The sequence below is a fragment of the Halosimplex marinum genome, from assembly GCF_051414075.1.
In the GTDB taxonomy this organism is placed as follows: domain Archaea; phylum Halobacteriota; class Halobacteria; order Halobacteriales; family Haloarculaceae; genus Halosimplex; species Halosimplex marinum.
Genome location: NZ_JBLKNY010000003.1, coordinates 1,331,237 through 1,357,170, shown reverse-complemented (window position 1 = coordinate 1,357,170; position 25,934 = coordinate 1,331,237). Strand labels below are relative to the sequence as shown.

The window sequence follows — 25,934 nt, the reverse complement described above, 5'->3', positions numbered from 1 at the left end:
CCGTGGCAACGCCGAATCGCGCCATCTCGCGGCCATCATTCTCCCGTTCGGTCGAGAGGTCCCGTAACCCGGTGGAGAAATATCCCGATTTCGCACTCACCTCCTCGACGGCGATCGGTCCGTACGGCGGTCCTACCGTCACTGTCAGGACAATAACAATGTAGTCCGACGCCGATCGAGTCCCATGCGATCGCTCGTCGTCCTCGCCTTCGAGACCGAAGACGGTGCGGAATCGGTGCGAGAACAGATGTACGAACTGCAGGAACAGGGGTTGCTCACCGTCGACGATGCGGCGATCGTCGTCCGGCGCTCGGACGGGCGGGTGAAGGTCAAGCAGGCGCACAGCCTCGCCGGCGTGGGCGCGCTCGGCGGCGCGTTCTGGGGGACGCTGATCGGACTGCTCTTTCTCGCCCCGTGGCTCGGTCTCGTCACGGGGACGGGGCTGGGGACGGTAATCGGGAAGATCGGTGATATCGGTCTGAAACCCGAGTTCGTAGAGGAGGTGAGCGAAACGATCGAGACCGGTCACTCCGCGCTCTTTCTCTGGACGCGACACGCCAAGCGGGAACGAATCCGCGAGGAGCTATCCGACATCGACTTTACCATCATCCACACTGACCTCCCGCCGGACAGAGCGGCGAGGTTACGGGAGACGTTCGCCGCGGACGGAGCGTAAGGAGAAGCTCCCACCACACCGGTCAGCGGCTTTCCCCAGCGCCTCGGATCCGGACGTGACTCACTGCTGGAGGTGTTTGTCCATAGTTTCGTGCCGAACATCCCAAACAGACTCCGAACGTTTCGCCCCAATCAGGTGAGCGTCAGCACGAGGAAGAAGGCGAGGACGACTTCGTTCACGATCCAGGAGTTATCGTTCATCCAATCGCGCACTCGTGGGAGGAGCGTCTCGGCCCGAGCGCCGAGCACGACCACTACGAGCGACGGCAGCGCCAGCAGCGAGAGCGTGAGCACGACGAACGGAGCGGCGTCCCACAAGGGGAGGCCGTTCGCGGCGAGATACGACCCGACCGCGACGGACGTGACGATGTCGGTCGGGAACACGCCGAGCAGGAGAAATCCGAGTCGGAAGGAAAATCGTGGGGTGGCTCGATCCAGTTTCCCCATCCACTTCGGTGGCTCCGAGTCCTCGCGGCCGAGAAACGTCGAGATCATCGCCACGACGATCAGTACGACGACGACCAGAGAGAGGATGCCGTTCGACTCGGCGGCCCCACCCGTCGACACGCCGCCGAGGAAGTACGTCAGGGAGACTCCCGTCGAGATCGAGAGCCCTGCACCGACGACGAACAGCACGGAGTTGCGACGCCACTCCCGACTCGTCGCGAGGAAGATAGCGCTGAGGAGCTGCGGGCCGGCCACCATCACGATTGCCAGCGGTAGCACCGTGAGGAAACTCATCCGCGTGTCCACCAGGAACTCGCAGCCCGCTCGTCGACCGGCTGACCCCGCACGCCCCCGGGGACGTGTGAACTCACAGATATATGTGCGTCTATGACCGGAATCAGACTACTGCAGGCGAACTCAAGGTCGGGTCGGGTGGACGAGGGCAGCGGATTTGTCGATCGGCGTCGTCAGTCCGTCGCGTCCCCACGAATCCCGACGATCCAGTCAGTAGGCGATAGCGGAGGTCTGCTCGACCCCGGCGTCGCCGCCGCAGTTTCGTATAGCCCGTCGAGGTTTATCGGGACGGAGCAGCGAGGACCGACGGGCCACGAGCGCAAGCGTGAAACGACGAATACCGTCGGGAAAAGCGACTCAGACGTCGATCCGGGCGGCGGCGCCGGTCGAGGTCGAGTCCGGCGTCGCGAGCGAGAGGGCGACGCGCCAGCCGTCGTCGACCGGGGCGGCTTCGGTGACGACCCGAGGGGTGCCGGCCGTCCGCCGGACCGTCTCGACGGAGAGCGGCAGCGCCGGGAGTCGCCCCTCGTGCGTCGGGAGTTCGTAGCCGCGGACGGTCACCGTTCGCGGGCGGTCCCACTGGCCCTCGGCGAGGGCGTACCCGTCGACCAGTCCCGTCGACTCCAGACGGTCGAGCGCGTCGCGGACGGGCGTCGTACTCCCGGGGACGGCGGGCAGGTGGGCGGTCGCTCGCTGGAGGGTGTCGACGCGGGCGGCCGGCGGGAGTCGCGCCCGCAGTTCGGTCGCCATCGTCGCGAGCAGCAGACAGCAGAGCCGGTCGCGGTCGGGCGTCCGCTCGGCCGCCGAGAGATACGAGTCCATGACCGCCGACTCGACGCCGTCGTGATCGCTGGCCGAGAGCGCCTCGAACACCGCGCCCGCCAGGTCGTGGCAGTAGGCGACGAGCGCGCGCTGGGACGACGTGTCGGCCCCCGTCGCGGGCGGGAACGACCACGCCCGCTCCTCGGCGGCCTCCCCGTCGGCCTCGCACACCACGAAGTCGTACCACGGCGCGCGCGGGTCGTACCGTCGGAGCGTCGCCCGGTAGGCGTGGGCGACCCGGACCGCCTGGACGGCCGTCTCCCGGTCCGGGAACCGCCGGCCGTCGACGGGCACCGGCCGCTCGCCCGTCCGCCCGCACTGCACGTAGTACTCCCCCGACTCCTCGGCGAGGTCCTCCAGCTCCGCCCTGATGTCCGTCAGCGTCCGTCCGATCATTTTAGGTTGGCCTAAATCACGCCAGTACATAACAGGGGGTGGTTTCCGACGGCGGGAGAGCGGGGTGTTCGGACAGGGGAGCGAAGGGCGGGCCGTGAGGCCTATGAGGGCGGGCGTCGAGCCTTCTGTCGATGGCGGTCGCAGAGCGCGACGCGTTCGACCTGGCACTGGTGGCGATAGCCCTGGTGCTCGTCGTCGGCCCGGCGGTCAGCGCTTCGAACCCCGCGGCGGTCGTGGGACGGGCCGTGAGCGCGGTCACGTCGCTCGGGCCGCTGACCTACCTGTTCCTGCTCGGCGTCGCGGGCGTCCTGTTCGCCGCCTACGCCGTGCTTTACCTGCCGAACACGCAGTAACGTTGCGGTCGCCGTCGCCGCCGCACCCGGCGTCTCGACCGTTCGAGACCGGCGAGCGTCGGCCGTCCGCCTATCGCACCGTAAATCTCATGCCGATATACGGAAACGAGGGGTTCGCGGCCGGCGGGAGCGCGAAGACGGACAGCGGGTAGCAGATATTTATGCGAGAGGCGCTAGCCCCGGTAGTATGGCAACGGAACCGACGCGAGCGCTGACCGACGACGGGAAGCTGCTGTTCGGGGCGGGGTTCGTGTTCGGGGTGATGGTGACGCTGGTCCTGCTGGGCGTCGTGGTGGCGGTCGCCGCGACGAACGGCACGGCGTTGCCGACGACCGTCGTCGCGACGGTCGCGGGGGGGATCGTCTTCGCCGGCATCGTCGGGAGCGGCCTGTTCCTGCTGGCGTTCCCGGAGAACCGCACGAAGATCCCGGTCGACGACGTGGACTTCGGGGTCGGCGAGGAGGAGTGAGCGGCCCCGCTGTGAGGCCCCACGACTGCGAGCGAACAGTCCGGGAGGGCGACCCGAGCGAACGGTCCGGGAGGACGACCCGAGCGAACGGTCCGGGAGGGCGACCCGAGCGAGCGCCGAGACGGACGACTTTTGTCGGCGGTGGTCGTGGCTTCGGCCAATGGCCGAGTTCGACCCCGAGAAGTTCGAGGACAAGTACGCGAACTACTTCACCGAGCTGCAGCGCGCCTACAAGAGCGCCTTCGAGACGATGAACGACCGCTACGACTCGGAGCTGATCCACGCCATCGACCAGCAGATCCTCTCGGAGAGCGAACCGTTCTACGAGGGCGACGGGCAGTTCCGGATCGAACTCCCCGAGGACCCCCACGAGCGGCTCTCCGGCGTCCTCGTCGCTGACGAGGAGAAGGTCGAGACGATCCTGGAGCGATACGTCGATGAGATCGAGGCCGAGATCCGATCGGTGTTCGGCTTCGACGAGGAGTAACCCCAGTCTCGGCGGCTAGCGCCGGTGATTTCGACGGCAGTGTGCGACTGACTCCCGCGAGACACTTATCCTTCCGCGCGGCGAAACCCGCGTGATGTTCGTCGGCCACGCCTGTCTCGCGTTCGCGGTCGCTGCCCTGGGCGCCGACCGCCTCGGGTGGTCCCGCGAGCGCGCGCTCGGGCTGGCCGCCCTCGCGGCGCTGTTCGCGACGCTCCCCGACGTGGACGTTATCTACGGCCTGTCGGGACTGATCGCGCCCGCCGCGGGGTCGGGGCCCGTCCCCGTCGAGTCGTTCTGGGCGGCCGGCAACCGCGTCCACCGCGGGGTCACCCACGCCCTCCCCGTCGCCGCGGTCGTCACCGCCGCGGTCTGGCTCGGGGGACGCGCGGAGACCGCTCCGCGAGCGGCCGGCGCGGCGTTGCTCGCGGCGCTCGTCCCGGTCGTCGCCGCTCTCAGCGGCGGGCTCGCGGGCGCGGTGACGGCGGTGTTCGTCCTCTGCGTGGGTGCGGTCGTCGCGCTCGCCCGCCGGCGGGGCGTCCCGTCGGGAGTACTGGCGGGCGCGGCGTTCGTGGGCCTGTTCACCCACCCGTTCGGCGACCTGCTCACCGGCGAGCCGCCGGCCCTGCTGTACCCCTTCGACGCGACGGTAGTCGCCGAGCGGGTCGTCCTCTCGGCGGACCCGACGCTGCACCTGCTCGGGGCGTTCGGGGTCGAACTCGCGACCGCCTGGCTGGCGCTGGCCGCCTACTTCCGCGTCTCCGGCGAGCGACCGGCGGCCCACGTCGACCGCCGGGCGGTGCTGGGCGTGGCCTACGCCGGCGCCGCGCTCGCGCTCCCCGCGCCCACGCTGGAGGTATCCTATCACTTCGTGTTCAGCGTGCTCGCGGTCGGGGTCGTCGGCGTCACGCCGCCGTCGCTCGACCGGCTCCGGAGCTGGCGAGCGGGCGTGACCGCGCTCGCGGCGGTCAGCCTCGCCGCCGTCGCCTACGCCGCGGTGTACCTTGTCGTCGGATGACCGCCAGTGGGGACCCGACGGCGGGCGGGCGGCGTCCGGAATTCTGGAAACCTTAAAAGGTCTCCCGAGTCAACGGTCGGGTATGAGCGACAACGAGGGGCGAACGGACCTGCGGATGCCGGACGACGACGAGGTGTTCGCCGTCGTCACGGAGATGCTGGGCGCCAATCGGGTGAAGGTGCGCTGCATGGACGGGACCAACCGCACGGCGCGGATCCCCGGCAAGATGCAGAAGCGCATCTGGATCCGCGAGGACGACGTGGTGCTCGTCGAGCCGTGGGACTGGGAGGACGAGAAGGGCGACATCACGTGGCGCTACGAGAAACAGGAAGCCGACCAGCTGCGCGAGGAGGGGCACATCCAGGAGTAGCATGGAGGACCGCATCACCGCCGAGCGCGCGGCCACTGTCTTCTCCTCGCGCGCCCGGTGGCGCTGACCATGGCGGAGTACCGCCTGCTCGACACCGACGAGGCCGACAGCCCCGGCGACGAGTTCGAGGAAGTCGAGATCGAGGACACCGAGGCCGACCGGATCGCCCGCAAGCGGGACCGAGAGTTCAACGAGTTCCGCAAGCGCATCAAGGACACCGAGCAGTTCAAGGTCGAGGACTCGGTGTTCGACGACGCCACCTACGCCGCCCTCTACAAGCTCGTCCAGGACGACCACATCGTCGCCTTCGGCGGCCCCATCTCCACGGGGAAGGAGGCCAACGTCTACACCGCGCTGGGCGACGAGGACACCGAGGTCGCCGTCAAGGTCTACCGCATCAACGCCTCCGACTTCACCGACATGCGGGGCTACCTCGACGGCGACCCGCGCTTCCAGGGGATCGGCTCGGACAAGAAGAAGGTCGTCCTCGCGTGGGTGCGCAAGGAGTTCGCCAACCTCAGCCGCGCCCGCCAGGCCGGCGTGCTCGTGCCCGAGCCCATCGCCGTCGAGCGCAACGTCCTCGTCATGGAGTACCTCGGCACCGAGGAGGGCCGCGCCAAGCGGCTCTCGGAGGTGAACCTGGAGAACCCCGAGACCGCCTACGAGGTCGTCGCCGAGTACATGCGGCGGCTCCACGACGCCGGGCTGGTCCACGGCGACCTCTCGGAGTACAACCTCGTCGTCCACGGCGACCACATCTACGTCATCGACCTGGGCCAGGCGGTGACGGTCCACCACCCCAACGCCGAGGAGTTCCTCGACCGCGACTGCGAGAACGTCGCCGCCTTCTTCGGCCGGCAAGGCCACGACGTGACCGCCGACGAGCTGAAGTCCTACGTCGTCGGCCAGGACGGCGAAGACGAGTTCTGACTATTCGACCGGCTCGGCGAACGCGTAGTTCGGCTTCACGTCGCCGACGCTCACCTCGACGGTCTCGCCCTCCGCGGCGCCGGAGACGAACAGCGTGAACCCGTCGACTTTCGCGATCCCGTCGCCCTCGCTCCCGGTGTCGACGATCTCGACCTCGACACGGTCGCCCTCGCGGACCGGCGCCGTCAGGTAGCCCTTGGCGACCAGGTACAGCTCCGACGAGGAGTCGCGGGAGGCGTCGGGACGGACCTGCCGGACGTACTCGAACTCTTCTTCGATGTCTGCCTCCAGGTCGTCGAGGTCCTTCCCGTCGAAGACCTTCACGGCGAGGTCGCCGCCGGGGGCGAGCACGCGGTCGGCCACCTCGAAGGCCTGGCGGGCGAGGTGGACCGAACGGGCGTGGTCGAGGTCGTAGTCGCCGGTCATGTTCGGCGCCATGTCGGAGATCACCACGTCCACGGGACGCCCCTCGCCGTCGGCGCCGACCCGTTCGACGACCTCGTCGATGGTCGAGTCCTCGGTGAGGTCGCCGCGGACGTACTCGACGTTGTCGCGGTCGAGGGGATCGATCCGCTGGCGGTCGACGCCGACGACGGTGCCGTGCTCGTCGACCGCCTCGGCGGCGACCTGGAGCCAGCCGCCGGGTGCCGCGCCCAGGTCGACGACCGTGTTGCCCGGCCCGAACAGGCCGGCCGTCTCGTCCAGTTGCTTGAGCTTGTACGCCGAGCGGGCGCGGTAGCCCTCCTGTTTGGCCTTGTTGTAGTACTCGTCCTTACCGCTCATGCGTGTCTCACCCCATTCCGTGGCCCTCCGGGCGCGGGTCGGACCGGCGAAGTTTCGCTCATAGGAGGGGTGACGCCATCGAAGCGGAAAGGGGCGTCGGATGGTGTCGGCGATTACCCTGGCGACCGTGGCCGCCGATGCCTCGCTACGCGCCCACTCGACGACCCACGAGATAGAACTGGCGCAGAACCCGTGCAGGGCAACCCCAGGGTTATTGTCTCGTGAGACGAGACACGTAACGTATGTCGAGACAGAAGAACGGGGCCCGCGAGACGGAGCAAGCCACCGTCGAGTTGCCGGTTCCGGCGCCGGAGCCCGACCTGTTCCGTCACACGGCCACCGACGACCTCCTCCGATTGCTGTTCGACAACCCCTACGAGCAGTTCACGATCCGGGAGTTGAGCCGACTTACCGACAACGCGGCCCAGTCGGTCAAACGGGCCGTCGACGTCCTCGAAGCCAACGGGCTGGTCGTCGTCGAGGCCGGGGGCAACCGCCGGCTGGTCGGCATCAACCGAGCCCGGGTGACGAAGCCCGACGACCCCGTCCTGCGCATCCCGCAGCCGGAGTTCCACCGGCCCGTCCGCGCGGCGCTCGAACGAATTCGCGACGACCTGGGCGAGGTTCGGGGGGCTCTCGTGTTCGGCAGTGTCGCCCGGGGGCAGGCCGACCGCCGGAGCGATATCGACCTCTGGGTGCTCGCTGGCGACCGCGCCGACCAGCACCGCGCCAACGAACTCGCGAAGGAACTCGGTGGAGAGCGGTTCGACGGCGACCGCTACGAGTTCCAGATCCTCGTCGAGACGCCGGAGTCGGCACGGAGTCACGCCGACCGGCTCGAAGACGTGTTCACCGACGCGATCACGCTGGTGAACAGCGACGCGCTCCGCGACCTCAAGCACGGTGTGATGGGCGATGCCTGACGAACGCGATGCCCTCGACGACGCCATTAACCGGGCCGAGGACGCGTTCGGCGGGCAACTGGGCCGGCTGGAGTACGAGGAGGGACTCGATCCGGATGAACACGACGCCGACGTGATCCAGCTCCGGAAGGCGTGCCGGCTGCTCGACGCGTGTCGCCTCCTGCGCGAACACGACGGCTACCACACCAGCGTCATCGAGATGTCCTTCGCGGCCGTCGAACGCACGTTCGAGTTCTACGCGCTCACCGCGTCGAACGACACGATCGACGACTTTCGGGAGGGGCACGACCGCGCCTACGACCGCGCTGCCGAGCTGAACCTCGTCACGGAAGCGACTGCACGGCGGCTGAAGCGACTGTACCGCGACAATCGCGCCGCCGCGTACTACCGGGACACGGTGGCGGCCGCCGGGCAGGCCGAGGCGATGTTCGACCTCGCGGTCACCGTCCACGACCACGTCACGGACTTCGCACGGCTATCGCACGAGTGCCGGTGCCGGGACTGACAGCGCGAGATCGGAGCGGGAGCGGAGAGCGCCACCGTGGCGTTCGGCCTCGCAACTGGCGAGCGCCACAGCCGATGCGAGGGAGTGCCGAACCGGGTCTTCGGTGAACTCGGCGGGCGTGGCCGCCGTCCGGAACCCGCGGAGTTCGACCGGCTCCGACGTACCCGAACCGCCCGGTGACACCGATGTCATCCGGTATCGTGTACGTCGCCTGAAAGATATACGTGTGGCCGACCTACCCGTAGACGACGAACCAATGACAGACGACACTACCACCGTACTCGTAACGGGAGCGACAGGAAACCAGGGCGGCGCGGTCGTCGACCACCTGCTGGCGAGCGACGAGGCGTTCGACGTGCGCGGGCTGACCCGCGACGCGACGAGCGACACCGCACAGGCGCTCGAAGACCGCGGCGTTCGGATGGTCGAGGGCGACCTGAACGACCCCGAGAGCCTGCGCGAGCCCGTGGGCGAGGCCGACGCCGTCTTCGCCGTGACCAACTTCTGGACGCAGGGCTACGACGCCCAGGTCCAGCAGGGGAAGAACCTCGCGACGGTCGCCGACGAGGAGGGCGTCGACCGCTTCGTCTTCTCCGGCGTCGGCAGCCACGACGAGGACACGGGCGTCCCTCACTTCGACTCCGCCGACGAGATCGCCCAGCACGTCCGCGACACGGATCTGGACTGGACGGTCCTCAAGCCGGTCTTCTTCTTCGAGAACCTGGAGGCGTTCGCCGAGGACATCGTCGAGGACGGCCAGCTCGCCCTCCCGCTCGCGGAGGGCGTCGGCCTGCAGATGGTCGGAAACGACGACGTGGGCCACGCCGCCGCCGTCGCCTTCGAGCGCCCCGACGAGTTCGTCGGCGAGGCGATCGACCTGGCGGGCGACGAGAAGACCCTCGAGGAGACCGCCGCGGTCCTCTCGGAGGTCACGGGCGTCGACGTCGAGGCCGTCCACGTCCCCATCGAGGACGCCTACGAGAGCTTCGGCGAGGAGTTCACCGTGATGTGCGAGTGGTTCAACGAGGTCGGCTACAGCGCCGACATCCCCGCGCTGGAGGAGCGGTTCGGCTTCGCCTTCGACGACCTGGAGACGTACCTCCGCGACAACGGCTGGGAGGACAAGGACGGGATGGCGTCGGTCCCCGGTTGGGTCAAGGCGATGCAGTAAGGCCACGGCGACCGCGAACGGCCCGCGATGGCGTCGCCACGCTCACTCCTCGTCCCCGCGATTGCGGAGCAGCGCACCGCCGCCCAGGAGGCCGACGAGCGAGGCGACGATGCCGAGACCGGGGCCGCCGTCGGTGGTCGTGGTCCCCAGTTCCCTGGGCCGTTCGTCCTCCTCCACGTCGGCGACGGGGCGGTTGGTGGCCTGCTGGCCGGGGCCGGCGCTCACGTCGGAGCGGCCGATCTGTTCGAGGACGACGCCGACGAAGTCGCCGTCGCAGCGGTTGAACCGGTTGATGAGGTACAGCTGGCCGGGCAGCACCTCGACGGAGCCGCCGATGTACAGCGTCGTCTCGGCCTCGGGGGTGTCCCCCTGCTTGCGGTTGATGAGCATCGCCTCGTAGGCGAGCATCTCGTCGGGCGGCCAGGTGTCGCTGCCGGGAGGGACACAGCCCTCCGCGACCCGGGTCTGCGACGGCGAGGTCGCCCCGCCGACGTGGATCATGAACCCGGCGAGGTTGTCGTTCTCCCACCGCGTAACGTCCGGGATGGCCGCGGCCTGGGTGATCTGGGCGGACCCGACGCCGCTCGTGCTCGCGAGCGCGCCCGCGCCGACCGCACCTGCGCCGGCGGTCGCGGCGCCCCGCAGGACGCGCCGGCGGGAGACGGTCGGCCGGCTGTCAGCGCCACTGTCGCTCGCCGGGTCTCCGTCGGTTGAGCCTGCGGCCCCTCCGCCGGGTGATAGTGGCGGCATACGGCTCCGATTGGGTCGTGAGTCGGCTAAGACCGATGGGTGCATTCGCAGGCACCCGCGGGGGCGCCCGGAACCCGCCGGAACTGCACCGTGCGGCCGCACGCGGGCTCGCGGGCAAAGAAGGGACTTTTTAACGGATGGGGGCGTAGCCGCGGGCAAGATGTTCAACGCCATCGTGAGCGCGGACACGCTCCGGACGACGCTGGACTCCGTGAGCGTGCTGGTGGACGAGTGCAAGATCCACCTCGAGGAGGACGGGCTGGAGATCCGGGCGGTCGACCCCGCCAACGTCGGCATGGTGGACATGGAACTGTCGGCCTCCGCCTTCGAGTCCTACGAGACCGACGGCGGCGTCATCGGCGTCAACCTCTCGCGGCTGGAGGACATCGCTGGCATGGCCGACGCCGACCAGCTGGTCCACCTCGAACTCGACGAGGAGACCCGCAAGCTCCACATCGCCATCGACGGCCTGGAGTACACGCTGGCGCTCATCGACCCCGACTCCATCCGCCAGGAACCGGACCTGCCCGACCTCGACCTCGCGGCGGAGATCGTCATCGAGGGCCGCGACATCGACCGCGCGGTCACCGCGGCGGACATGGTCTCCGACCACATCGCGCTGGGCGTCGACGACGCCGACGAGTACTTCTACGTCGACGCGGAGGGCGACACCGACGACGTCCACCTCGAACTCACCCGCGAGGACCTCATCGACCTGACGGCCGGTCCCGCCCACTCGCTGTTCTCGCTGGACTACCTCAAGGACATGAACAAGGCCATCCCGAAGGACGCCGAGGTGCGGATGGAGCTCGGCGAGGAGTTCCCCGTCAAGATGCACTTCGACATCGCCGAGGGCGAGGGCCAGGTCACGTTCATGCTCGCGCCGCGCATCCAGAGCGAGTAACCCGTCCGCGCTCCGCCGTTCTGCCGTCTCTCTCGTCCGCCAGCGGCCGCGCGGCGCTCTCCCCGGGTCTCCAGGGAGCGTCGCCACGCTGGCGACCCACCCCGCCGCGCGTGGCCCGCAACCGACCCGTCCGTAGTCCGCGACGGACCAGCACGTAGCCCGGATCAAGGCCCTTCCGGCCGGAACCCGACGATCACGGCGTGCGCGTACTGAGCGGCGCCGCCCCGCGAGGAGCGAACCGTGGTCGACCGACCGCCGCCGACCGGAGGACCTGATGGTCGACACGGAGCGGCTGCGGGTGGGCTTTTTCGCCCTCGTCCTGCTGGTGTTCGGGTACCTGGTCGTGCTGATCGTCCGGCCGTTCCTGACGGCGCTACTGGTCGCGGTCCTGCTGGCGGTGTTGCTCGCGCCGGTCCAGCGGCGGCTCGCCCCGCGGGTGGGCGAGCGGATATCGGCCGCCGGGCTGGTCGGGCTCGCGGTCGCCGCGACCGCCGCCGTCGGCGCGGTCCTGGTCGCCGCGGCGCCGACCGGGCTGGGCGACCTCTCGGCGACGCTGGAGGGGCTGTCGGTGCCGACCGCGGCCGAGCAGCGGGTCGAGCGGCTGCTCGGCGTCGAGGTCCCGCTGGCGTCGATCGTCGAGTCGGTCCCGCGGCGGGTCGCGGAGCTGCTCGTCGGCGACCTCACCGGCCTGGTGAGCGCGACGACGGACTTCTTCCTCGGGGCCGTGCTCTTCCTGTTCGTCCTCTACTACCTGCTGGTCGACGGCGACCGGCTGGTCGACTGGGTCGGCGAGCGCCTGCCGTTCGACGACGCGACCACGGCGGCGCTCCGCGAGGACGCCCACCGGACGACCTGGGCGGTGCTGAAGGGTCACGTCTTCGTCGCCGTCGTCCAGGGCGGGGTCGCCGGCGTCGGTCTCCTGCTGGTCGGGCTCCCGAACGTCCTGTTCTGGAGCGCCGTGATGATGGTGCTGGAGCTGTTCCCGGTGGTCGGCGTCGCGGGCGTGCTCGGCCCGGCGGCGCTGTGGCTGGGGTTCCAGAACCGCCTGCTCGCGGCCGCCTTCCTGGTCGTCTACGGGGCGACTGCCGTCGCCGTCGTCGACGACTACCTGCGGGCCCGCGTCGTCGACCGCGGGTCGTCGCTGCACTCGGCGACGGTCCTCGTCGGGGTGTTCGGCGGCGTCTACGCCTTCGGTGCCGTCGGCCTGTTCTACGGCCCGATCGTCGTCGGCCTGTTCGGCACGCTCGTCCGCCTGTTCGACGAGCAGTACGTCGACGGCTGACCGTCGGGGGTGCGAGGGCCTCGGGGAGGCGGAATCGCCGCTCCCGGCGACCGACGGGACCTCGCGGACCGCGTCGCCGTCCCGACAACGGTAAACCGGACCGCCGTGTAGCGCGGGTGAATGACCGAGCGCGCCGGCGACGACCTCGGGGTGGACGGGGAGCTGTCGCTCCCGCCCTCGCGCGAGCGCGGGGAGGGAGAAGTCCACGTCCTCGGCACCGCCCACGTCTCCGAGCAGAGCGTCGAGGAGGTCGAGGCGACCATCGCCGAGCGCAAGCCCGACGTGGTCGCCGTCGAACTCGACGAGGGCCGCTACCGCCAGCTGAAAGGCGAGACGCCCGACGACATCGACCCCGGCGACATGCTCCGGGGCAACACCGTCTTCCAGTTTCTCGCCTACTGGATGCTGTCCTACGTCCAGACCCGCCTGGGCAAGAAGTTCGGCGTCGATCCCGGCGCCGACATGCTGGCGGCCATCGATTCCGCCGAGGAGCACGGCCTCGGCGTCGCCCTGGTCGACCGGGACATCCAGCTGACCGTCCAGCGGTTCTGGGCCAGGCTCAGCCCGCTCCGAAAACTGGCGATGCTGGGCAACCTCACGCTGGCGATCGGGTCGCCGGTCGCCGTCGGCGCCGGCCTCGGGCTGGCCTTCGGCCTGTTCGCCGGCTTCGCCCTCGCGACGGTCGCCGCCGGGTCGCTCGGGTTCGCGAGCGCGGACTTCGTCGCCGCGCTGGGCGCCGAGACCGTCGCACTCGCGGGCGGACTCGTCGGCGGCGCCATCGCCGGGGTCGTCCTCTGGAGCCTGATCGAGCCGTGGCTGGCCGAGTGGCTCGACGCCCTGCCCGTCCCGAACACCACCTACACCAGAGTCGCAGCGGGCGTCGTCGTCGGCTCCGCCGCGGGCGTCGCCGTCGCGGCCAGCGGCGGGCTCGCCCTCGGCCCGCTCGCGGTGTCGGGCGAGCGGCTGACCGGGCTGGGCGGGTTCGTCCTCCAGGCCGGGACGGGCGTCCTCGGCGGCGCCGTCGGCGGGGCCGCCCTCGGGGCCGCCGGCGGGCTCGTCCTGGCGGCGTTCCTGCCCGAGGAGGAGGAGCTCGACGAGATCGACATCGAGGAGCTGACCGACGCGGACGTGGTGACGGCGATGATGGAGGAGTTCCGCCGGTTCGCCCCCGGCGCCGCCGAGGCGCTCATCGACGAGCGCGACGCGTTCATCGCCCACCGGCTCGTGGCGCTGCGGGAGGCGGGCTACAGCGTCGTCGCGGTCGTCGGCGCCGGCCACCGCGAGGGGATCGAGCGGTACCTCGACGACCCCGGGAGCCTGCCGCCGATGGAGTCGCTGGTCGGCGAGACCTCCGGGTCGAGCCTGACGGGCTACCTCTACAAGGCGGTCGGCTACCTGCTGACGGTCGGCTTCGCCGCCTTCTTCGTCCTCTTGGCGCTGGGCGGGGCGAGCAACGCGTGGCTGGTCGAGCTGTTCGTCGCGTGGTTCGTCGTCAACGCCCTGCTGGCGGGCGGGCTGGCGAAACTCGCGGGGGCGACCTGGCCCAGCGCGCTCGTCGGCGGCGGCGTCGCCTGGCTGACCAGCGTCAACCCCCTGCTGGCGCCGGGCTGGTTCGCCGGCTACGTCGAACTGCGCTACGTCGACGTGAACGTCTCCGACATCGGCCGGCTCAACGAGATCATGGACGACGAGGAGGCGCCGGTCGGGGAAATCTTCGCGCGGATGCGGCAGGTCCCGCTCTTCCGGCTGATCCTCATCGCCGGGCTCACCAACGTCGGGAGCATGATCGCCAGCCTCGTCGTCTTCCCGCTGATCCTCCCGATGCTGTCGGCGCCCATCGGCGGCGTCGACGCCATCCCGGGCCTCCTGCTCGACGGCGCGCGCAACGGCTGGGAGATCGTGTGGGGTGCAGTCTCGTGAGCGAGCGCCCCGGCGGCCGCGGCGGCGGCCGCGGTGGCGCCCGCGGGCGGGGCGGTCCCCCGTCGCCGGGCGGCGGCCGCGGCTGGCACGGCATCTCCTTCAGCCGCAGCGAACTCCGGGACCTGGGGATCGCGTGGCTCGCGCTCGGCGTCGCCTTCACGCTGTTCATCGACCGGGCGCTGGTCGACCTGGTCGCCCGCGGCGCCCGCCCGCCCGCGGCGCTCGCGCTCGCGCTAGCGGTCTCGCTGGCGACCGTCGGCGTCGCCTTCCTCCTGCACGAACTCGCCCACAAGGTCGTCGCCGTCCGCTTCGGACAGGTGGCGGCGTTCAAGGCCGACTACGGCATGCTGTTCCTGGCCGTCATGTCGGCGCTGGCGGGCTTCCTGTTCGCCGCGCCCGGCGCGGTCGTCCACCGCGGCCGGATCACCGCCCGCGAGAACGGCCTCATCGCGCTGGCCGGCCCGGTCACGAACGTCGGCCTCGCCGCCGTCTTTCTCCCGCTGTTCCTGCTCGACCTACCGGGTCTCCTCGGGTTGATCGGCGGCCGCGGCCTCAGCATCAACCTCCTGCTCGCCGGGTTCAACATGATCCCCTACGGCCCGCTGGACGGCCGGAAGGTCCTGCGCTGGAGCAAGCCGGTGTACGTCGCCACCGCCGTCCCGACGGTCCTGCTCGCGCTGTACGCGCTGGTCGGCCTCGGGCTCTGAGCGGGCTCGTCACTGCGGCGAGTCGGGGACCGCCCGGCGACCTCCGGCGAACAACCCACTTCCGGCTGGCGGCCCAACCGCCGGCATGGCCCAGTCAGTCCCCGAGGCGGTCGAGCGGTTGCTGACCGACGACCCGGTCGCGGCCCACCTCGCGACCTGCGCCGACGGGCGGCCCCACGCCGCCCCGGTCTGGTTCCGCTACGAGCCGGCCGACGGCGACGAGCGACCCACCATCGAGGTGACGACCACCGGCCGGAAGCTCGCGAACATCCGCGAGAACCCCCGCGTCGCGCTCTCGGTCCAGGAGAGCGACGCCGGCCACCCCGAGTGGACGGTCACCGTCCGCGGGACGGCGACGGTCGTCGAGGACCCTGACGAGAACGAGCGAGCGAACCGGCGGATCAACCGCCGGTACGGCGCCGACCCCGACGACTGGTCGGACAACACGCTCGTCCGGATCGCCGTCGGGTCGACCAGTCACAGGACGTACTGAACCATCTTTTTCGGCCAAGCGTTTCCTCGGCGCGCTTCGCGCGCCTGCGGGGACTGCGTGGCGGCGTAGCCGCCACGTCATTCGGTCGCGGGCCGTGCCCGCGACCCGCCCCCGGTCCAAAAACATGGGTGAAAAAGCCGCATCTCGGCCTTCGACCTCGATGCGGTGAACCGCGCTCGCTTCGCTCGCGCGGATGCTCAGTGCAGGGAATGGACTTCCCACGCCTGCATCCGCCGGGCGAACGAAGTGAGCGAGGCGGTTCACCGGACGCGAGCGACCGCAGGGAGCGAGCCGTCCGGCCTTTTTCCCCACGTTTTTGCGATAGCGAGGGACCGAAGGTCCCTCGGACCATGCGAACGGCGCTACGCGCCGTGAGCAGACGGAGGATCCCCGCAGCGAGGCCGAAGGCCGAGCGAGGAGCTCTCCGTCGCAAAAAGTGGGTTCGAACTATCGGGAAAACCGCCGACCACGGACCGAACGCTCGATATCGGAGCGCGTAACGCGTCTCCCCGGCGGACGGTCCCGTGGTTTTATCCCGGGGAGCGTGCCACTCACGCGATATGACGGACGAGTACGAGTGGCTCTCACTGGACCCCGGCGAGTCGGTGGTCTGGACCGGCCAGCCCCGGATATGGCGCATCGCCGGCACCGCCGCGGGGGCGGCGGTCGTGTCGCTGCTGGCCGTCGCGGGCGCCGCCTTCGTGACCACGCAGGTACCGCTCGACCCCGCCGAGTTCCCCGTGAACCCCGGGCTCGCGGTCTGGGCGGTCGCGGCGCTGGTCGTCGCCTCGCAGGTCCTCGGCGTGGCCTGGGCGTATCTGAAGGTCGAGCACGCCGACTACGTGCTGACCGACCGGCGGATCTACCGGAAGACGGGCGTGTTCTCGGAGACGGTCACGAGCGTCGGCGTCGACCGCGTCCAGAACACGACGCTACACAAGGACTGGCGGGGCAACCTCTTCGACTACGGGACCGTCGCCGTCTCGACGGCCGGCAGCGGCGGCGCGGACTTGACGGTCTCGGACCTGGACGACCCCGAGGCGTTCCGCGACGCGTTGCAGGAGCAGGTCCGCGCCGCGGGCGAGCGCGACGAGGCGGGCGACGACCGGGGGGCCGCCGCCGGTGCGCTCGACGACGCGACCGTCGAGGCGCTCCTGGAGGAAACCAGGCGACTCCGCGCCGTCGCCGAACGCATGGAGGAACACGCATGAGCGACGGTGACTCGACGGGTGGGAGGAGCGAATCGAGCGACTCGACGGCGGACGACGGGGCCGAGACCGGCGGCTCGCTGACCGACCGCGCCGCGGCGGCGGCCGATCCGGAGGTCTCGGAGTGGCTCTCGCTGGAGCCCGACGAGGAGGTCGTCTGGGTCGGCGAGCCCACCAAACTGCGGATGGTCGGCACGCTCGTGACGGGCGTGGTCCTCATCCCCGTCCTCATCGGCATCCTGATCCTCCTGTTCTCGCCGCTGTCGTACCTGGGGATCAAACACACCGACTACGTGGTGACGACCCGGTCGCTGTACGTCAAACAGGGGATCCTCAGCACCAACATCGAGAGCGTCGATCTGGACCGAATCCAGAACACGGAGTTCACCCAGTCGTTCTGGGGCAAGCAGCTGGGGTTCGGGACCATCGAGATCAGCACCGCCGGCAGCGCCGGCGCGGACATCTCCTTCGACGACGTGGAGGACGCCCGCGACGTGCGCGAGGAGATCTCCCGCGTTCAGCGGGAGTTCGGCGGGGGCGGCGGCCGCGACGGCACCGGCGGGGGCGGCCGCTCCGCCGACCGGCAGGCAGCGAGCGCCGACCAGCTCGAACAGCTCGTCGCCGAGCTACGGGCGACCCGCGAGGCGCTCGAACGCGTCGAGGCGCGGATGGCCGACGGGGCGGATCCGTCGACCGCCGACCCGGACCGGCGGGCCGACGACGCGGAGGGCGCGGAAACCGACTCGTCGGGCTCGACGGACGGGATTCCCGACGCGGGCGACCCGTTCGGGTCGAACGGGGACGGGAACTGACCGACACCCATCGCTCGCGGACCCCGTCGACGCGGCGGTCACTCCCGGGAGAGCGTGGCGGAGACCTCCTCGACGGGCTCGTCGCAGGACGAACAGGTCGACTTCTCATCGGCGACGTAGACGGTCCCGCAGGCGGGACACTCGAACAGCCCCGACGACGGCTCCTCGGTCGACCCGCCGTCCTCGCCCGGGCCGCTCGACGCGGCGGCGTCCCCGCCGCCGGCGCGCTCGCGGGCGTCGCTCAGCACGGACCGCAGGCGGGCGGTCAGCGGCATCGGCCGCTCCCCCCTTCGCGCGTCTCGTCCTCGCGGTCTCGTACGCGCCAGTCGTGACTACCGGTCGCACTCATCGGTTGCATCTATCCCGATATCGGAGGCAAACACCCCTGACCGTTACCCCTAATTGTTTAGCCTCCGAACGCCGAAACCGGCGCGTTCACGTCCGAGAGTCGCTCTCGAAACCGATCCGTGTCGGCGCTCAGACGTAGGTGAACCAGTCGTCGTAGCCGTCGAGGCGGCCCTCGACGAGGTCGAAGAACGCGGACTGTATCTCGTCGGTGACCGGGCCTTTGGTGCCCTCGCCGACGACGTTGTCGTCGACGCTGCGGACGGGCGTGACCTCTGCGGCAGTGCCCGTGAAGAACAGCTCGTCGGCGGTGTACAGCTCCCCGCGGGAGATGGTCGCCTCGTCGTGGACGGTGTAGCCCAGGTCTTCGGCGAGTTCGATGGCGGTGCGGCGGGTGATGCCGTCGAGGATGGACTCGGCGAGGCCGGGGGTGTAGATCTCGCCGTCGCGGACGAGGAAGAGGTTCTCGCCGGGGCCCTCGGCGACGTTGCCCTCCTTGTTGAGGACGATGGCCTCGGTGTAGCCGTTGCCCTTGGCCTCCTCGGTGGCGAGCATCGAGTTGACGTACAGCCCCGTCGTCTTGGCGTTGGTCGGGATCTGACTGGAGGCGTGCTTGCGCCAGGAGGAGACCATCACGTCGACGCCGTTCTCCAGGGCGTCCTCGCCGAGGTAGGCGCCCCACGGCCAGGCGCCGACGGCGACCCGCGTCGGGCAGTCGCCGGGGCTCACACCGAGGGAGTCGTAGCCGTAGAAGGCGATGGGTCGGATGTAACAGGACTCCAGCTCCTCCCGGCGGATCAGTTCGACGGTGGCCTCGGTGAGTTCCTCGCGGTCGAAGGGGATCTCCAGGTCGTAGGGCTTGCCGGACTGGTAGAACCGCTCCAAGTGTTCCTCCCAGCGGAAGATGGCGGGACCGTCGACCGTGTCGTAGCAGCGGACGCCCTCGAAGACCCCCGAGCCGTAGTGGAGGCCGTGGGTGAGGACGTGGATCTGTGCGTCGTCGAAGTCGACGAACTCGCCGTCCATCCAGAGTTCGTCGACGCCCTGGAACATCTCGGGGCGCTCGCTCATGGGTCGTACCTCCCGGTGAGGGTCCCCGTCGGTTTATACGTTGTCGGTCCGCCGCCGGCGCCGTCGGCCGCCTCGCCGATCCGGTCCATGACCTCCGGTTCCGGCCCCGCTGTAAAGAGTGTTGACGGTCGCGTGCCACCGGGTGACACAAACAGCCACCGGAGTTACGGGAGGGGTTTTGAGCGAGCGCGTCGACTCTCCAGGGACGATGACCCTCCAACGGTCCCCGAACGGTGCGGGCGGGGCGCGACGCGCTCGCGACGCGCGCAAACCGCCCGCGACGACGCTCACCGCCGCCCAGTTCACCGACGCGCCAGCGACGGCCCCCGCGACCACCCTCCTGTCCCGGGAGAGTTCGGCATGAGCGACGATTCGGGACTCTCGATCAGCGGCCCGGACTCGCTCCGCGGGGCGTTGCTCATGGTGCTCGTCGGCCTCGCGGTCACCGGCTACGGCGGCTACGACTACGTCCAGCAGTCCGACGCGGTGCGCGACGCGGTCGAGGTGAACGCGACGGTCGAGGATGTCGGCGTGGAGACCGTCTCGGCCAGGCGCGGCGTCGACCACGAGCCGACGGTCCGGTTCAGCTACGAGTACGACGGGCAGGCCTACGAGAGCACCAGCGTCTTCCCCGCGTCGATAGCACCGACCTACGACACGGAGTCGGCGGCACGGTCGGTCGTCTCCGACTACGAGGAAGGGGAGACGGTCACCGCCTACGTCGCGCCCGACCGGCCGGGCGACGCGTTCCTGAAAAACAGGACGACGAACACGCCGCTCGTCGCCGCCGTGTTCGGGCTCTTTTTCGTCCTGGCCGGCGGGTGGTCTGCGCTGAAGCAACTGTGACCGGCGCGTCGCTTCGCGGGCGGCAGGACCCGACGGCCGGGTGGGTCTGTCGCGGGCGCCCGTCGACCCCTCCGCAGGCGGTGTCACAGCCTGAAACCGCTGCCCGGGAGTTATGCTCGTGGGGGGCGCACCAGCCGAGGACCGATGGAGTCGCCCCCGAGCCGGTGGCCGGGTGCTGACCGTCGGGGCCGAAGCCGGTACTGGACTATTGTTCGTGATACTCGCACCCGTGGATATTTCAGACGGCTCGCACAGGGCCGGAGTATGGCGCAGTCGATCCGTGTGCTCCTCGTCGACGACGACCGGGCGTTCACGGCGACGGCAGCCGAACGACTCGAAGAGGCGGCCGAGCGGTTCGACGTGGCCGCGGTCGAGCGGGCTGACGAGGCGCTCGACAGACTCGCGGCCCGGCGGGTCGACTGCATCGTCAGCGGGTACCGGCTACCCGAGCGGAGCGGGCTGTGGCTCATCGACGCCGTCGGCGAACGTCACCCGGCGGTCCCGGTGATCCTCGCTGCGCCGGCCGAGGCGTCCGTCGCCGGGCGGGCGCTCGACGCCGGGGCGGCCGAGTACCTCCGGAAGGGCGCGCCCGGCAGCCACGCCCTCCTGGCGAACCGGATCGGCGACGCGGTCGAGCGGAGCGGCTCCGCCGGCCGTGAGCGGGGCGGGGCCGCCGGGGGCGACGACTCGCCGCCCGACGCCGACGGCGAGCCCGACTGGCCGGGGGCGGTGGTCGAGCACATGAGCGAGGGGGTCTACGTCGTGGACGGCGAGGGCCGGTTCCGGTTCGCGGACCACCGGATGGCGGAGCCGCCGGCGGCGATAGACGGCGGCCTGGAGGGGCGGGAACTCTCGGTGCTGGCCGAGACGGGCGTCCTCGAACCGGCCGACGTGCGGCGGGTGACCGAGGCCGTCGACGCCGTGGTCGGGGGCGACGCGCCGGAACGCCACGTCGAGTTCGAGCCCCGGGTCGAGTCGCCGACCGCGGCGGTCGACCTCAGGGCGGTCCCGGTCGCCGCCGGCGGGTCCGGGCGGTTCGCGCTGCTGACGACCCGCGACGTGACCGAGCGCCGCGAGCGCGAGCGCGAGCTGGCCCGCTACGAGGCGCTGGTCGAGGAGGTGACCGACATCGTCACGGTCCTCGACGGGGCGGGCGTCGTCGAGTACCAGAGCCCCGCGGTCGAGCACGTCCTGGGCTACGACCCCGACGAGCTGGTCGACGAGATAGCCTTCGACTACGTCCACCCCGAGGACCGCGAGGCGGTCGCCGAGCGGTTCGCGGAGCTCGTCGAGCGGCCGGGGTCGACCGAGGACATCGAGTTCCGGATGCGGACCGCCGACGGCGAGTGGCGCTGGATCGAGTCGAAGGCGACCAACCGGCGCGGGACCTCCTTCGAGGGGTACGTCGTCACCTCGCGGGACGTGACCGAGCGCAAGCGCCGCGAGCAGCGACTGAGCGCGCTCCACGAGGCGACGCGGGCGTTCATGGAGGCGCCCGACCGCGAGTCGGTTGCCGACCGGGCCGTCGAGACGGCGCGGTCGGTGCTGGACATGCCCGTCAACGGGCTCTGGTTCTACGAGCCGGACGCCGACGCGCTCGAACCCGCGGCCGTCACCGACGAAGCCGCGGACCTGCTCGGCGAGGCGCCGACCTACGACAGCGGCGAGAGCCTCTCCTGGGAGGCGTTCCGGTCCGGCGAGATACAGGTCCACGACGACCTCGCGACCGCCGAGGGGCTGTTGAACCCCGACACGCCGATCAGCAGCGAACTGATCCTTCCCCTGGGGGAGTACGGGGTGATGAACCTCGGCGCGACCACCGAACAGGCCTTCGACGAGGTGGACGTGTCGCTCGCCCGCATCCTCGCCAACACCACCGAGGCCGCCCTGGCGCGGGCCGACCGCGAGGAGGAGCTTCGCCGCCGCCGCAGGGAACTGTCCCGTCAGAACGACCGGCTGGAGGAGTTCGCGAGCATCGTCTCCCACGACCTCCGGAACCCGCTGAACGTCCTCGCCGGGTCCCTGGAGATGGTCGACGCCGACGACGACCACCTCGACCTGTGCGAGCGGTCCGTCGAACGGATGGAGGAACTCGTCGAGGACCTCCTGACGCTGACCCGCGAGGGCGAGCGCGTCCAGTCGACCGAGCCCGTCGACGTCGAGCGGGTCGCCCGGACCAGCTGGGCGACCGTCGCCACCGGCGACGCGACGCTCCGGGTCGAGGGCACGCGGGTGGTCGAGGCCGACGAGTCGCGGCTCCGCCAGCTGTTCGAGAACCTGTTCCGCAACGCGGTCGAACACGCCGGCGCCGACGCGACCGTCCGCGTCGGCTCTCTCGACGACGAACCGGGGTTTTTCGTCGCGGACGACGGCCCGGGCATCCCGCCGGACCGACGGGACCAGGTCTTCGAGAGCGGTTTCTCGACGGCCTCCGGCGGCACCGGGCTGGGCCTCTCCATCGTCGCGCAGACGGCCGACGCCCACGGCTGGGACGTTCGCGTGACCGACGCCGACGCCCCCGGCGACGCCGGTGACGGTCCCGACGCCAACCAGTCCACCGACGACACCGACGGCTCCGGCGACGCTGGTGACGACGCCGACTGGGACGGTCCGGGCGCCCGCTTCGAGGTCGTCGGCGTCGACGAGGGCTGACGGTCAGGCCTCGACGAGCCCCGGCCGTCACTCCTCGACGACGACCGTCCCGACCATCCCCTGGCGGGCGTGGGGGACGCAGACGTACGTGTACTCGCCGGCCGTCTCGAAGGTGTGTTCGTAGGTGTCGCCCTGCGGGACCGTCTCGCCCACACTGTCGTCGTAGCTGGCGAACGGTTCGGCGCCGTCCGGCAGGGAGATCTGTGGGCTGTCGCCGGGGCGACAGCCGACGTTGTGGGTCGGGCTGTCGAAGTACCAGGTGACCGTCTCGCCGACCGAGGCCGTGTACTCCTCGGGTTCGAAGGCGTAGGCGCCGTCCGGGCCGGCGACGATGTCGCCCGAGTCGGGCGTCCCGGTCGGGCCGTCCGAGTCGTCGGTCGCGCAGCCGGCGACGACGCCGGCGGCCGCGAGACCGGTCGTGCGGAGGAGCGAGCGGCGCGAACAGCGTGGCATCGTCGGCGCTGGGTCCGGGCGGGCCTTCAGTGGCCCGATCCCGGTCCCGATCCCGATCCCGGTCCCGATCCCAATCCCGGCCCCGGTCCCAGTTCCGGTCAGCCGAGCCCCTCGACGACGGCCGACCCCTCGACGTAGACCAGCCCCTCGCGGTCGGCGTAGGCGCGGGCGGCGGCCGGCGAGCGGGCGGCGCCGCCCTCGTCGTCGAGCATCTCGCAGACCACCATCGCCGGCGGCAGGTCGGCGGCGCCGGCCAGCGCGACGGCCAGCTCCGTGTGGCCCTCGCGGTCCGCGAGGAGACCCGGCGCCGCCCGGAGGACGTGGACGTGGCCAGGGGCGCGGAACTCGGCGGCGAAGTCGACCTCAGCGGGGTCGGCCGCGGCGGCGGCGAGTTCGGTGATCGTCAGCGCGCGGTCCTCGTCGGTGATCCCGGTGTAGGTGTCGCGGTGGTTGACCGTCAGCGAAAAGGACGAGCGCTCGTCGTAGCCCAGGTCGTGGTCGGCCGCGGCGGGATGGTCGATCGCTTCCTGCAGGAAGGGCAGGTCGAAGGCCTCGGCGACGCCGTCGCCGAGCGCGACGCAGACCAGGCCGCCGGCGTCGTTGCGCATCCGGGCGACCGCCTCGGGCGTGACTGCGCCCGCGGGGTAGACCAGGTCGACCTCCCCCTCGCGGTCGGCGGCGTCGTGGACGAGGACCGGTTCGCCGCGCCGGAGGGCGTCGACCGCCCGGTCGACGGTCGCCGCGGCGGTCGATGCGTCGCCGGTCATGCTATCGCTGTTCGGTGACATTGATGGTGAGCGGGGAGCCGTCGTCGAGGCCGAGTTCGTCGCGGAGTTTCACCGGCGCGATCACTTCCAGCTGGTCGTCGCCGTGGTGGGTGCGCTCGGGTGTGATGACGTGGGCGTCCTCGAAACGACGGGTGTCGCCGTCGTCCGAGGCGCCCTCGTCGCCTGGTTCCCCGGTCGCGCCGCCGTCGGCCTCGACGGTCGCGGGGTAGCAGTAGGCGGGCCCGTAGGTGCGCTCGTCGTCCTCCCAGCCCTCGATGGTGACGGGCTCGAACGACGAGAGCCGGCCGCGCTCGCGGACGCTCTCCTCGTCGAGGTCGACGTTGAGCGTCCCGAGGAACGGTTCGTAGCCCAGTTTGTCCTCGAACTGGCGCATGTAGCCCGGCAGCGAGATGTAGTGGCGTCCCTCGCCCATCCCGCTGGTGATGGCCCCGCGGAGCTCGACGCTGGCGTCGCGCTCGAAGATGCGGCGGTAGTCGGCGTACTCCCGCTGGAGGGCGCGCTCGCCGGCCGCCGTGACGGTCACCCACTGGCCGTCGCTGACGATCTCGCGTTCGACCAGGTCGGCCTCCTCCAGCCGCTGGAGCCGCCGGGAGGCCGTCTGCGTCGAGGCGTCGAGCCGCTCGGCCAGCGCCGAGCAGGACACCTTCTGGTCGCCGTCGAGCCCGCCCGACAGCGCCAGCGCCTTCAGCGTCGCCAGCTCCGCGTGGCCGACCGACGACGCCGCGATCCCTGACATATCTCCCACTAGCGGCTACCGTCCGATAAGTATACCGAATCCGGAACGCATCTCAGAACTGGAACGGTGGAGCGGGGGCCGCGAACCGTCACGAGTCGCCGCCGGAACACCGGAAATTTGGGGTGGGTCGCAATAACGGCATCGGAGTCTCCCACGGCGTGATATCCGGGCGCGGGGTGGCGAGCGCTCGCCCGAGAGGACGTGAACGAGCGGACGGCGAGAGTCAGGAGCGCGTCAGTCGCCGGCGTCGGCGTAGGGGTCCCGTCCCCAGAACTCGCTGTCCTTCTGCAGTTTGGGGACCCAGGTGTCCTCGGTCTTCGACAGCAGGGTGACGTGGGAGACGGGCACCTCGTTCATGTAGTCGTGGTCGGGCAGATGCGCCTTCACGTCCTCGGTGAACGCCCGCACGTCCTCGTGGTCGGGCATGGAATCCCGGTCCAGCCGGCCCCGCGAGTGGCCGACGTGCATGTACGCCTTGAGTTCGACGAAGTCGGGGTCGGCCCGCTGGTACATCGACGCGTACCACTCGGGGTGGTGCATGTTGTTGCCGTCGACGAGCGTCGTCCGGAGGACGGTCCGGGTGTCGTCCTTCTCGGCGAGCACGTCCAGCGTGTCGATCAGCCGCTCCCAGGCGTCGTCCTCCACCGCCTTGACCGTCTCGTCGAACGTCCAGCGGTCGGGGGCGTCGACGCTGACGTACAGCTGCGTGGGGTCGCATTCGGCCAGCACCTCGGGTTTCGTCCCGTTCGAGACGAGGAACGTGGTGATGTCGCGGTCGCGGAACTCCTCGATGAGTTCCGGGAGGTACGGATAGAGGGAGGGCTCGCCGTCGAGCGAAATGGCGACGTGGCGGGGCTCCATCGCCTCCTCGAAGCGCTCGCGGGGTACCTGGTCGTTGCCGCCGAAGCCCGAGAGCAGCTTCTTCTGGAGTTCCAGGGAGGCGTCGGCGACGGCGCTGGGGTCGTCCCACTCCACGTCGCCCAGTTCGTAAGCGTGGCCCGCGTGGTCGCGCCAGCAGAACACGCACCGTTCGTTGCACTTGACGACCGGCGTCATCTGGATGCAGCGGTGTGATTCGATGCCGTAGAAGGCGTACTTGTAGCACTTCCCCTCCCCCCGTAGCGAGTTGGCCGTCCAGCCGCAGGTCTGTGCGGCCGTGTGGTTCTCGCTGTGGTACTCCGGGTCCGACACCTGCTTGGGCCCGTCCGATTCGCTCATTGGAAGGGGCCACGTCGGGGACTCGTATACATCTGTTCCCTCCGGGCGTCTCGCGTGGAGCTCTCGACGACAGATCCCAACGGGACCGAACCGACCCTCATCGCACCCC

At 70.5% G+C, this 25,934-nt stretch carries 30 protein-coding genes; 20 read left to right on the top strand and 10 right to left on the bottom strand.

From position 1 onward, the window contains the following. The first annotated feature begins 184 nt into the window (after positions 1 to 184). Positions 185 to 676, top strand: a complete 492-nt coding sequence (locus tag ACMGFI_RS07805) for a DUF1269 domain-containing protein (protein ID WP_436908676.1) — start codon at positions 185 to 187, stop codon at positions 674 to 676. Positions 677 to 807: 131 nt separating this feature from the next. On the opposite strand, the gene ACMGFI_RS07800 is transcribed toward ACMGFI_RS07805, so the two are convergent. Both ACMGFI_RS07800 and ACMGFI_RS07795 read right to left on the bottom strand, forming a co-directional pair. Continuing rightward, positions 808 to 1,416 carry a GAP family protein gene (locus tag ACMGFI_RS07800; protein WP_436908674.1) on the bottom strand — a complete coding sequence of 203 codons (609 nt, stop codon included), beginning with the start codon at positions 1,414 to 1,416 and terminating at the stop codon, positions 808 to 810. A 357-nt stretch (positions 1,417 to 1,773) separates the two neighbouring features. After that, on the bottom strand, positions 1,774 to 2,634 hold the full coding sequence (locus ACMGFI_RS07795) for a DUF7551 domain-containing protein (protein ID WP_436908672.1): 861 nt from the start codon (positions 2,632 to 2,634) through the stop codon (positions 1,774 to 1,776). Between the two features lie 131 nt (positions 2,635 to 2,765). Between ACMGFI_RS07795 and ACMGFI_RS07790 the strand changes: the two genes are divergently transcribed. The 6 genes from ACMGFI_RS07790 to rio1 all read left to right on the top strand — a co-directional run bounded on the left by ACMGFI_RS07790 (position 2,766) and on the right by rio1 (position 6,258). Then, the gene (locus ACMGFI_RS07790; RefSeq protein WP_436908670.1) at positions 2,766 to 2,987 is read left to right on the top strand and encodes a hypothetical protein; all 222 of its coding nucleotides are present in this window, start codon (positions 2,766 to 2,768) and stop codon (positions 2,985 to 2,987) included. A gap of 187 nt (positions 2,988 to 3,174) precedes the next feature. Further along, on the top strand, positions 3,175 to 3,456 hold the full coding sequence (locus ACMGFI_RS07785; RefSeq protein ID WP_436908669.1) for a hypothetical protein: 282 nt from the start codon (positions 3,175 to 3,177) through the stop codon (positions 3,454 to 3,456). Between the two features lie 160 nt (positions 3,457 to 3,616). Then, complete coding sequence (locus ACMGFI_RS07780; RefSeq protein ID WP_436908667.1) at positions 3,617 to 3,943, top strand: DUF5783 family protein; 327 nt, start codon at positions 3,617 to 3,619, stop codon at positions 3,941 to 3,943. Positions 3,944 to 4,037: 94 nt separating this feature from the next. Beyond that, positions 4,038 to 4,958, top strand: a complete 921-nt coding sequence (locus ACMGFI_RS07775) for a metal-dependent hydrolase (protein ID WP_436908665.1) — start codon at positions 4,038 to 4,040, stop codon at positions 4,956 to 4,958. Between the two features lie 82 nt (positions 4,959 to 5,040). Further along, positions 5,041 to 5,328 carry a translation initiation factor eIF-1A gene (eif1A, locus tag ACMGFI_RS07770; protein WP_436908664.1) on the top strand — a complete coding sequence of 96 codons (288 nt, stop codon included), beginning with the start codon at positions 5,041 to 5,043 and terminating at the stop codon, positions 5,326 to 5,328. Between the two features lie 69 nt (positions 5,329 to 5,397). Further along, on the top strand, positions 5,398 to 6,258 hold the full coding sequence (rio1, locus tag ACMGFI_RS07765; protein WP_436908662.1) for a serine/threonine-protein kinase Rio1: 861 nt from the start codon (positions 5,398 to 5,400) through the stop codon (positions 6,256 to 6,258). Here rio1 and ACMGFI_RS07760 read toward each other — a convergent pair whose 3' ends face one another. Beyond that, on the bottom strand, positions 6,259 to 7,041 hold the full coding sequence (locus tag ACMGFI_RS07760) for an RlmE family RNA methyltransferase (RefSeq protein ID WP_436908660.1): 783 nt from the start codon (positions 7,039 to 7,041) through the stop codon (positions 6,259 to 6,261). Between the two features lie 242 nt (positions 7,042 to 7,283). On the opposite strand from ACMGFI_RS07760, the gene ACMGFI_RS07755 reads away from it, so the two are divergent. The 3 genes from ACMGFI_RS07755 (at position 7,284) to ACMGFI_RS07745 (ending at position 9,640) form a co-directional block, all read left to right on the top strand. Continuing rightward, positions 7,284 to 7,964, top strand: coding sequence for a nucleotidyltransferase domain-containing protein (locus ACMGFI_RS07755; RefSeq protein ID WP_436908657.1), 681 nt, complete (start codon positions 7,284 to 7,286; stop codon positions 7,962 to 7,964). Further along, complete coding sequence (locus ACMGFI_RS07750) at positions 7,957 to 8,469, top strand: DUF8154 family protein (protein ID WP_436908655.1); 513 nt, start codon at positions 7,957 to 7,959, stop codon at positions 8,467 to 8,469. Before ACMGFI_RS07755 ends, ACMGFI_RS07750 begins: the two co-directional genes overlap by 8 nt. A gap of 256 nt (positions 8,470 to 8,725) precedes the next feature. After that, the gene (locus ACMGFI_RS07745; RefSeq protein WP_436908653.1) at positions 8,726 to 9,640 is read left to right on the top strand and encodes an NmrA/HSCARG family protein; all 915 of its coding nucleotides are present in this window, start codon (positions 8,726 to 8,728) and stop codon (positions 9,638 to 9,640) included. 42 nt (positions 9,641 to 9,682) lie between these two features. Here ACMGFI_RS07745 and ACMGFI_RS07740 read toward each other — a convergent pair whose 3' ends face one another. Further along, complete coding sequence (locus ACMGFI_RS07740) at positions 9,683 to 10,390, bottom strand: hypothetical protein (protein WP_436908650.1); 708 nt, start codon at positions 10,388 to 10,390, stop codon at positions 9,683 to 9,685. A gap of 160 nt (positions 10,391 to 10,550) precedes the next feature. Between ACMGFI_RS07740 and ACMGFI_RS07735 the strand changes: the two genes are divergently transcribed. The 7 genes from ACMGFI_RS07735 to ACMGFI_RS07705 all read left to right on the top strand — a co-directional run bounded on the left by ACMGFI_RS07735 (position 10,551) and on the right by ACMGFI_RS07705 (position 17,716). Continuing rightward, complete coding sequence (locus ACMGFI_RS07735; RefSeq protein WP_436908648.1) at positions 10,551 to 11,294, top strand: DNA polymerase sliding clamp; 744 nt, start codon at positions 10,551 to 10,553, stop codon at positions 11,292 to 11,294. Positions 11,295 to 11,568: 274 nt separating this feature from the next. Beyond that, positions 11,569 to 12,576, top strand: coding sequence for an AI-2E family transporter (locus ACMGFI_RS07730; protein ID WP_436908646.1), 1,008 nt, complete (start codon positions 11,569 to 11,571; stop codon positions 12,574 to 12,576). A gap of 120 nt (positions 12,577 to 12,696) precedes the next feature. Continuing rightward, positions 12,697 to 14,496, top strand: a complete 1,800-nt coding sequence (locus tag ACMGFI_RS07725; RefSeq protein ID WP_436908644.1) for a TraB/GumN family protein — start codon at positions 12,697 to 12,699, stop codon at positions 14,494 to 14,496. Positions 14,497 to 14,588: 92 nt separating this feature from the next. Further along, entirely contained in the window at positions 14,589 to 15,203 is a 615-nt protein-coding gene (locus tag ACMGFI_RS07720; RefSeq protein WP_436908854.1) for a zinc metalloprotease, read from the top strand. 85 nt (positions 15,204 to 15,288) lie between these two features. Then, positions 15,289 to 15,696: a pyridoxamine 5'-phosphate oxidase family protein gene (locus tag ACMGFI_RS07715; RefSeq protein WP_436908642.1), complete on the top strand. Its 408-nt coding sequence runs from the start codon at positions 15,289 to 15,291 to the stop codon at positions 15,694 to 15,696. A gap of 560 nt (positions 15,697 to 16,256) precedes the next feature. Then, on the top strand, positions 16,257 to 16,907 hold the full coding sequence (locus ACMGFI_RS07710) for a PH domain-containing protein (protein WP_436908640.1): 651 nt from the start codon (positions 16,257 to 16,259) through the stop codon (positions 16,905 to 16,907). Beyond that, positions 16,904 to 17,716, top strand: a complete 813-nt coding sequence (locus tag ACMGFI_RS07705) for a PH domain-containing protein (RefSeq protein WP_436908638.1) — start codon at positions 16,904 to 16,906, stop codon at positions 17,714 to 17,716. The genes ACMGFI_RS07710 and ACMGFI_RS07705 overlap by 4 nt, the downstream gene beginning before the upstream one ends. A 38-nt stretch (positions 17,717 to 17,754) precedes the next feature. Here the strand turns inward: ACMGFI_RS07705 and ACMGFI_RS07700 are convergent, their stop codons facing one another. Both ACMGFI_RS07700 and ACMGFI_RS07695 read right to left on the bottom strand, forming a co-directional pair. Beyond that, positions 17,755 to 17,991, bottom strand: a complete 237-nt coding sequence (locus ACMGFI_RS07700; protein ID WP_436908637.1) for a hypothetical protein — start codon at positions 17,989 to 17,991, stop codon at positions 17,755 to 17,757. A gap of 202 nt (positions 17,992 to 18,193) precedes the next feature. Further along, positions 18,194 to 19,132: a branched-chain amino acid transaminase gene (locus tag ACMGFI_RS07695; RefSeq protein ID WP_436908636.1), complete on the bottom strand. Its 939-nt coding sequence runs from the start codon at positions 19,130 to 19,132 to the stop codon at positions 18,194 to 18,196. A 208-nt stretch (positions 19,133 to 19,340) separates the two neighbouring features. Here ACMGFI_RS07695 and ACMGFI_RS07690 point away from each other — a divergent pair, with 208 nt between their 5' ends. The 3 genes from ACMGFI_RS07690 (at position 19,341) to ACMGFI_RS07680 (ending at position 22,630) form a co-directional block, all read left to right on the top strand. Beyond that, a complete protein-coding gene (locus tag ACMGFI_RS07690; RefSeq protein WP_436908634.1) occupies positions 19,341 to 19,496 on the top strand; it encodes a hypothetical protein in 156 nt (51 codons plus the stop codon). Continuing rightward, on the top strand, positions 19,493 to 19,978 hold the full coding sequence (locus tag ACMGFI_RS07685) for a DUF3592 domain-containing protein (protein ID WP_436908632.1): 486 nt from the start codon (positions 19,493 to 19,495) through the stop codon (positions 19,976 to 19,978). The genes ACMGFI_RS07690 and ACMGFI_RS07685 overlap by 4 nt, the downstream gene beginning before the upstream one ends. Before the next feature lie 264 nt (positions 19,979 to 20,242). Further along, positions 20,243 to 22,630, top strand: a complete 2,388-nt coding sequence (locus ACMGFI_RS07680) for a PAS domain-containing sensor histidine kinase (RefSeq protein ID WP_436908630.1) — start codon at positions 20,243 to 20,245, stop codon at positions 22,628 to 22,630. Between the two features lie 27 nt (positions 22,631 to 22,657). Here ACMGFI_RS07680 and ACMGFI_RS07675 read toward each other — a convergent pair whose 3' ends face one another. The 4 genes from ACMGFI_RS07675 to twy1 all read right to left on the bottom strand — a co-directional run bounded on the left by ACMGFI_RS07675 (position 22,658) and on the right by twy1 (position 25,825). Beyond that, the gene (locus ACMGFI_RS07675; protein WP_436908628.1) at positions 22,658 to 23,083 is read right to left on the bottom strand and encodes a plastocyanin/azurin family copper-binding protein; all 426 of its coding nucleotides are present in this window, start codon (positions 23,081 to 23,083) and stop codon (positions 22,658 to 22,660) included. Positions 23,084 to 23,181: 98 nt separating this feature from the next. Beyond that, positions 23,182 to 23,850: a 3,4-dihydroxy-2-butanone-4-phosphate synthase gene (ribB, locus tag ACMGFI_RS07670; protein ID WP_436908626.1), complete on the bottom strand. Its 669-nt coding sequence runs from the start codon at positions 23,848 to 23,850 to the stop codon at positions 23,182 to 23,184. A gap of 1 nt (position 23,851) precedes the next feature. Continuing rightward, positions 23,852 to 24,607, bottom strand: a complete 756-nt coding sequence (locus ACMGFI_RS07665) for a DUF120 domain-containing protein (protein ID WP_436908623.1) — start codon at positions 24,605 to 24,607, stop codon at positions 23,852 to 23,854. A gap of 234 nt (positions 24,608 to 24,841) precedes the next feature. After that, a complete protein-coding gene (twy1, locus tag ACMGFI_RS07660; RefSeq protein WP_436908621.1) occupies positions 24,842 to 25,825 on the bottom strand; it encodes a 4-demethylwyosine synthase TYW1 in 984 nt (327 codons plus the stop codon). Between the last annotated feature and the right edge of the window lie 109 nt (positions 25,826 to 25,934).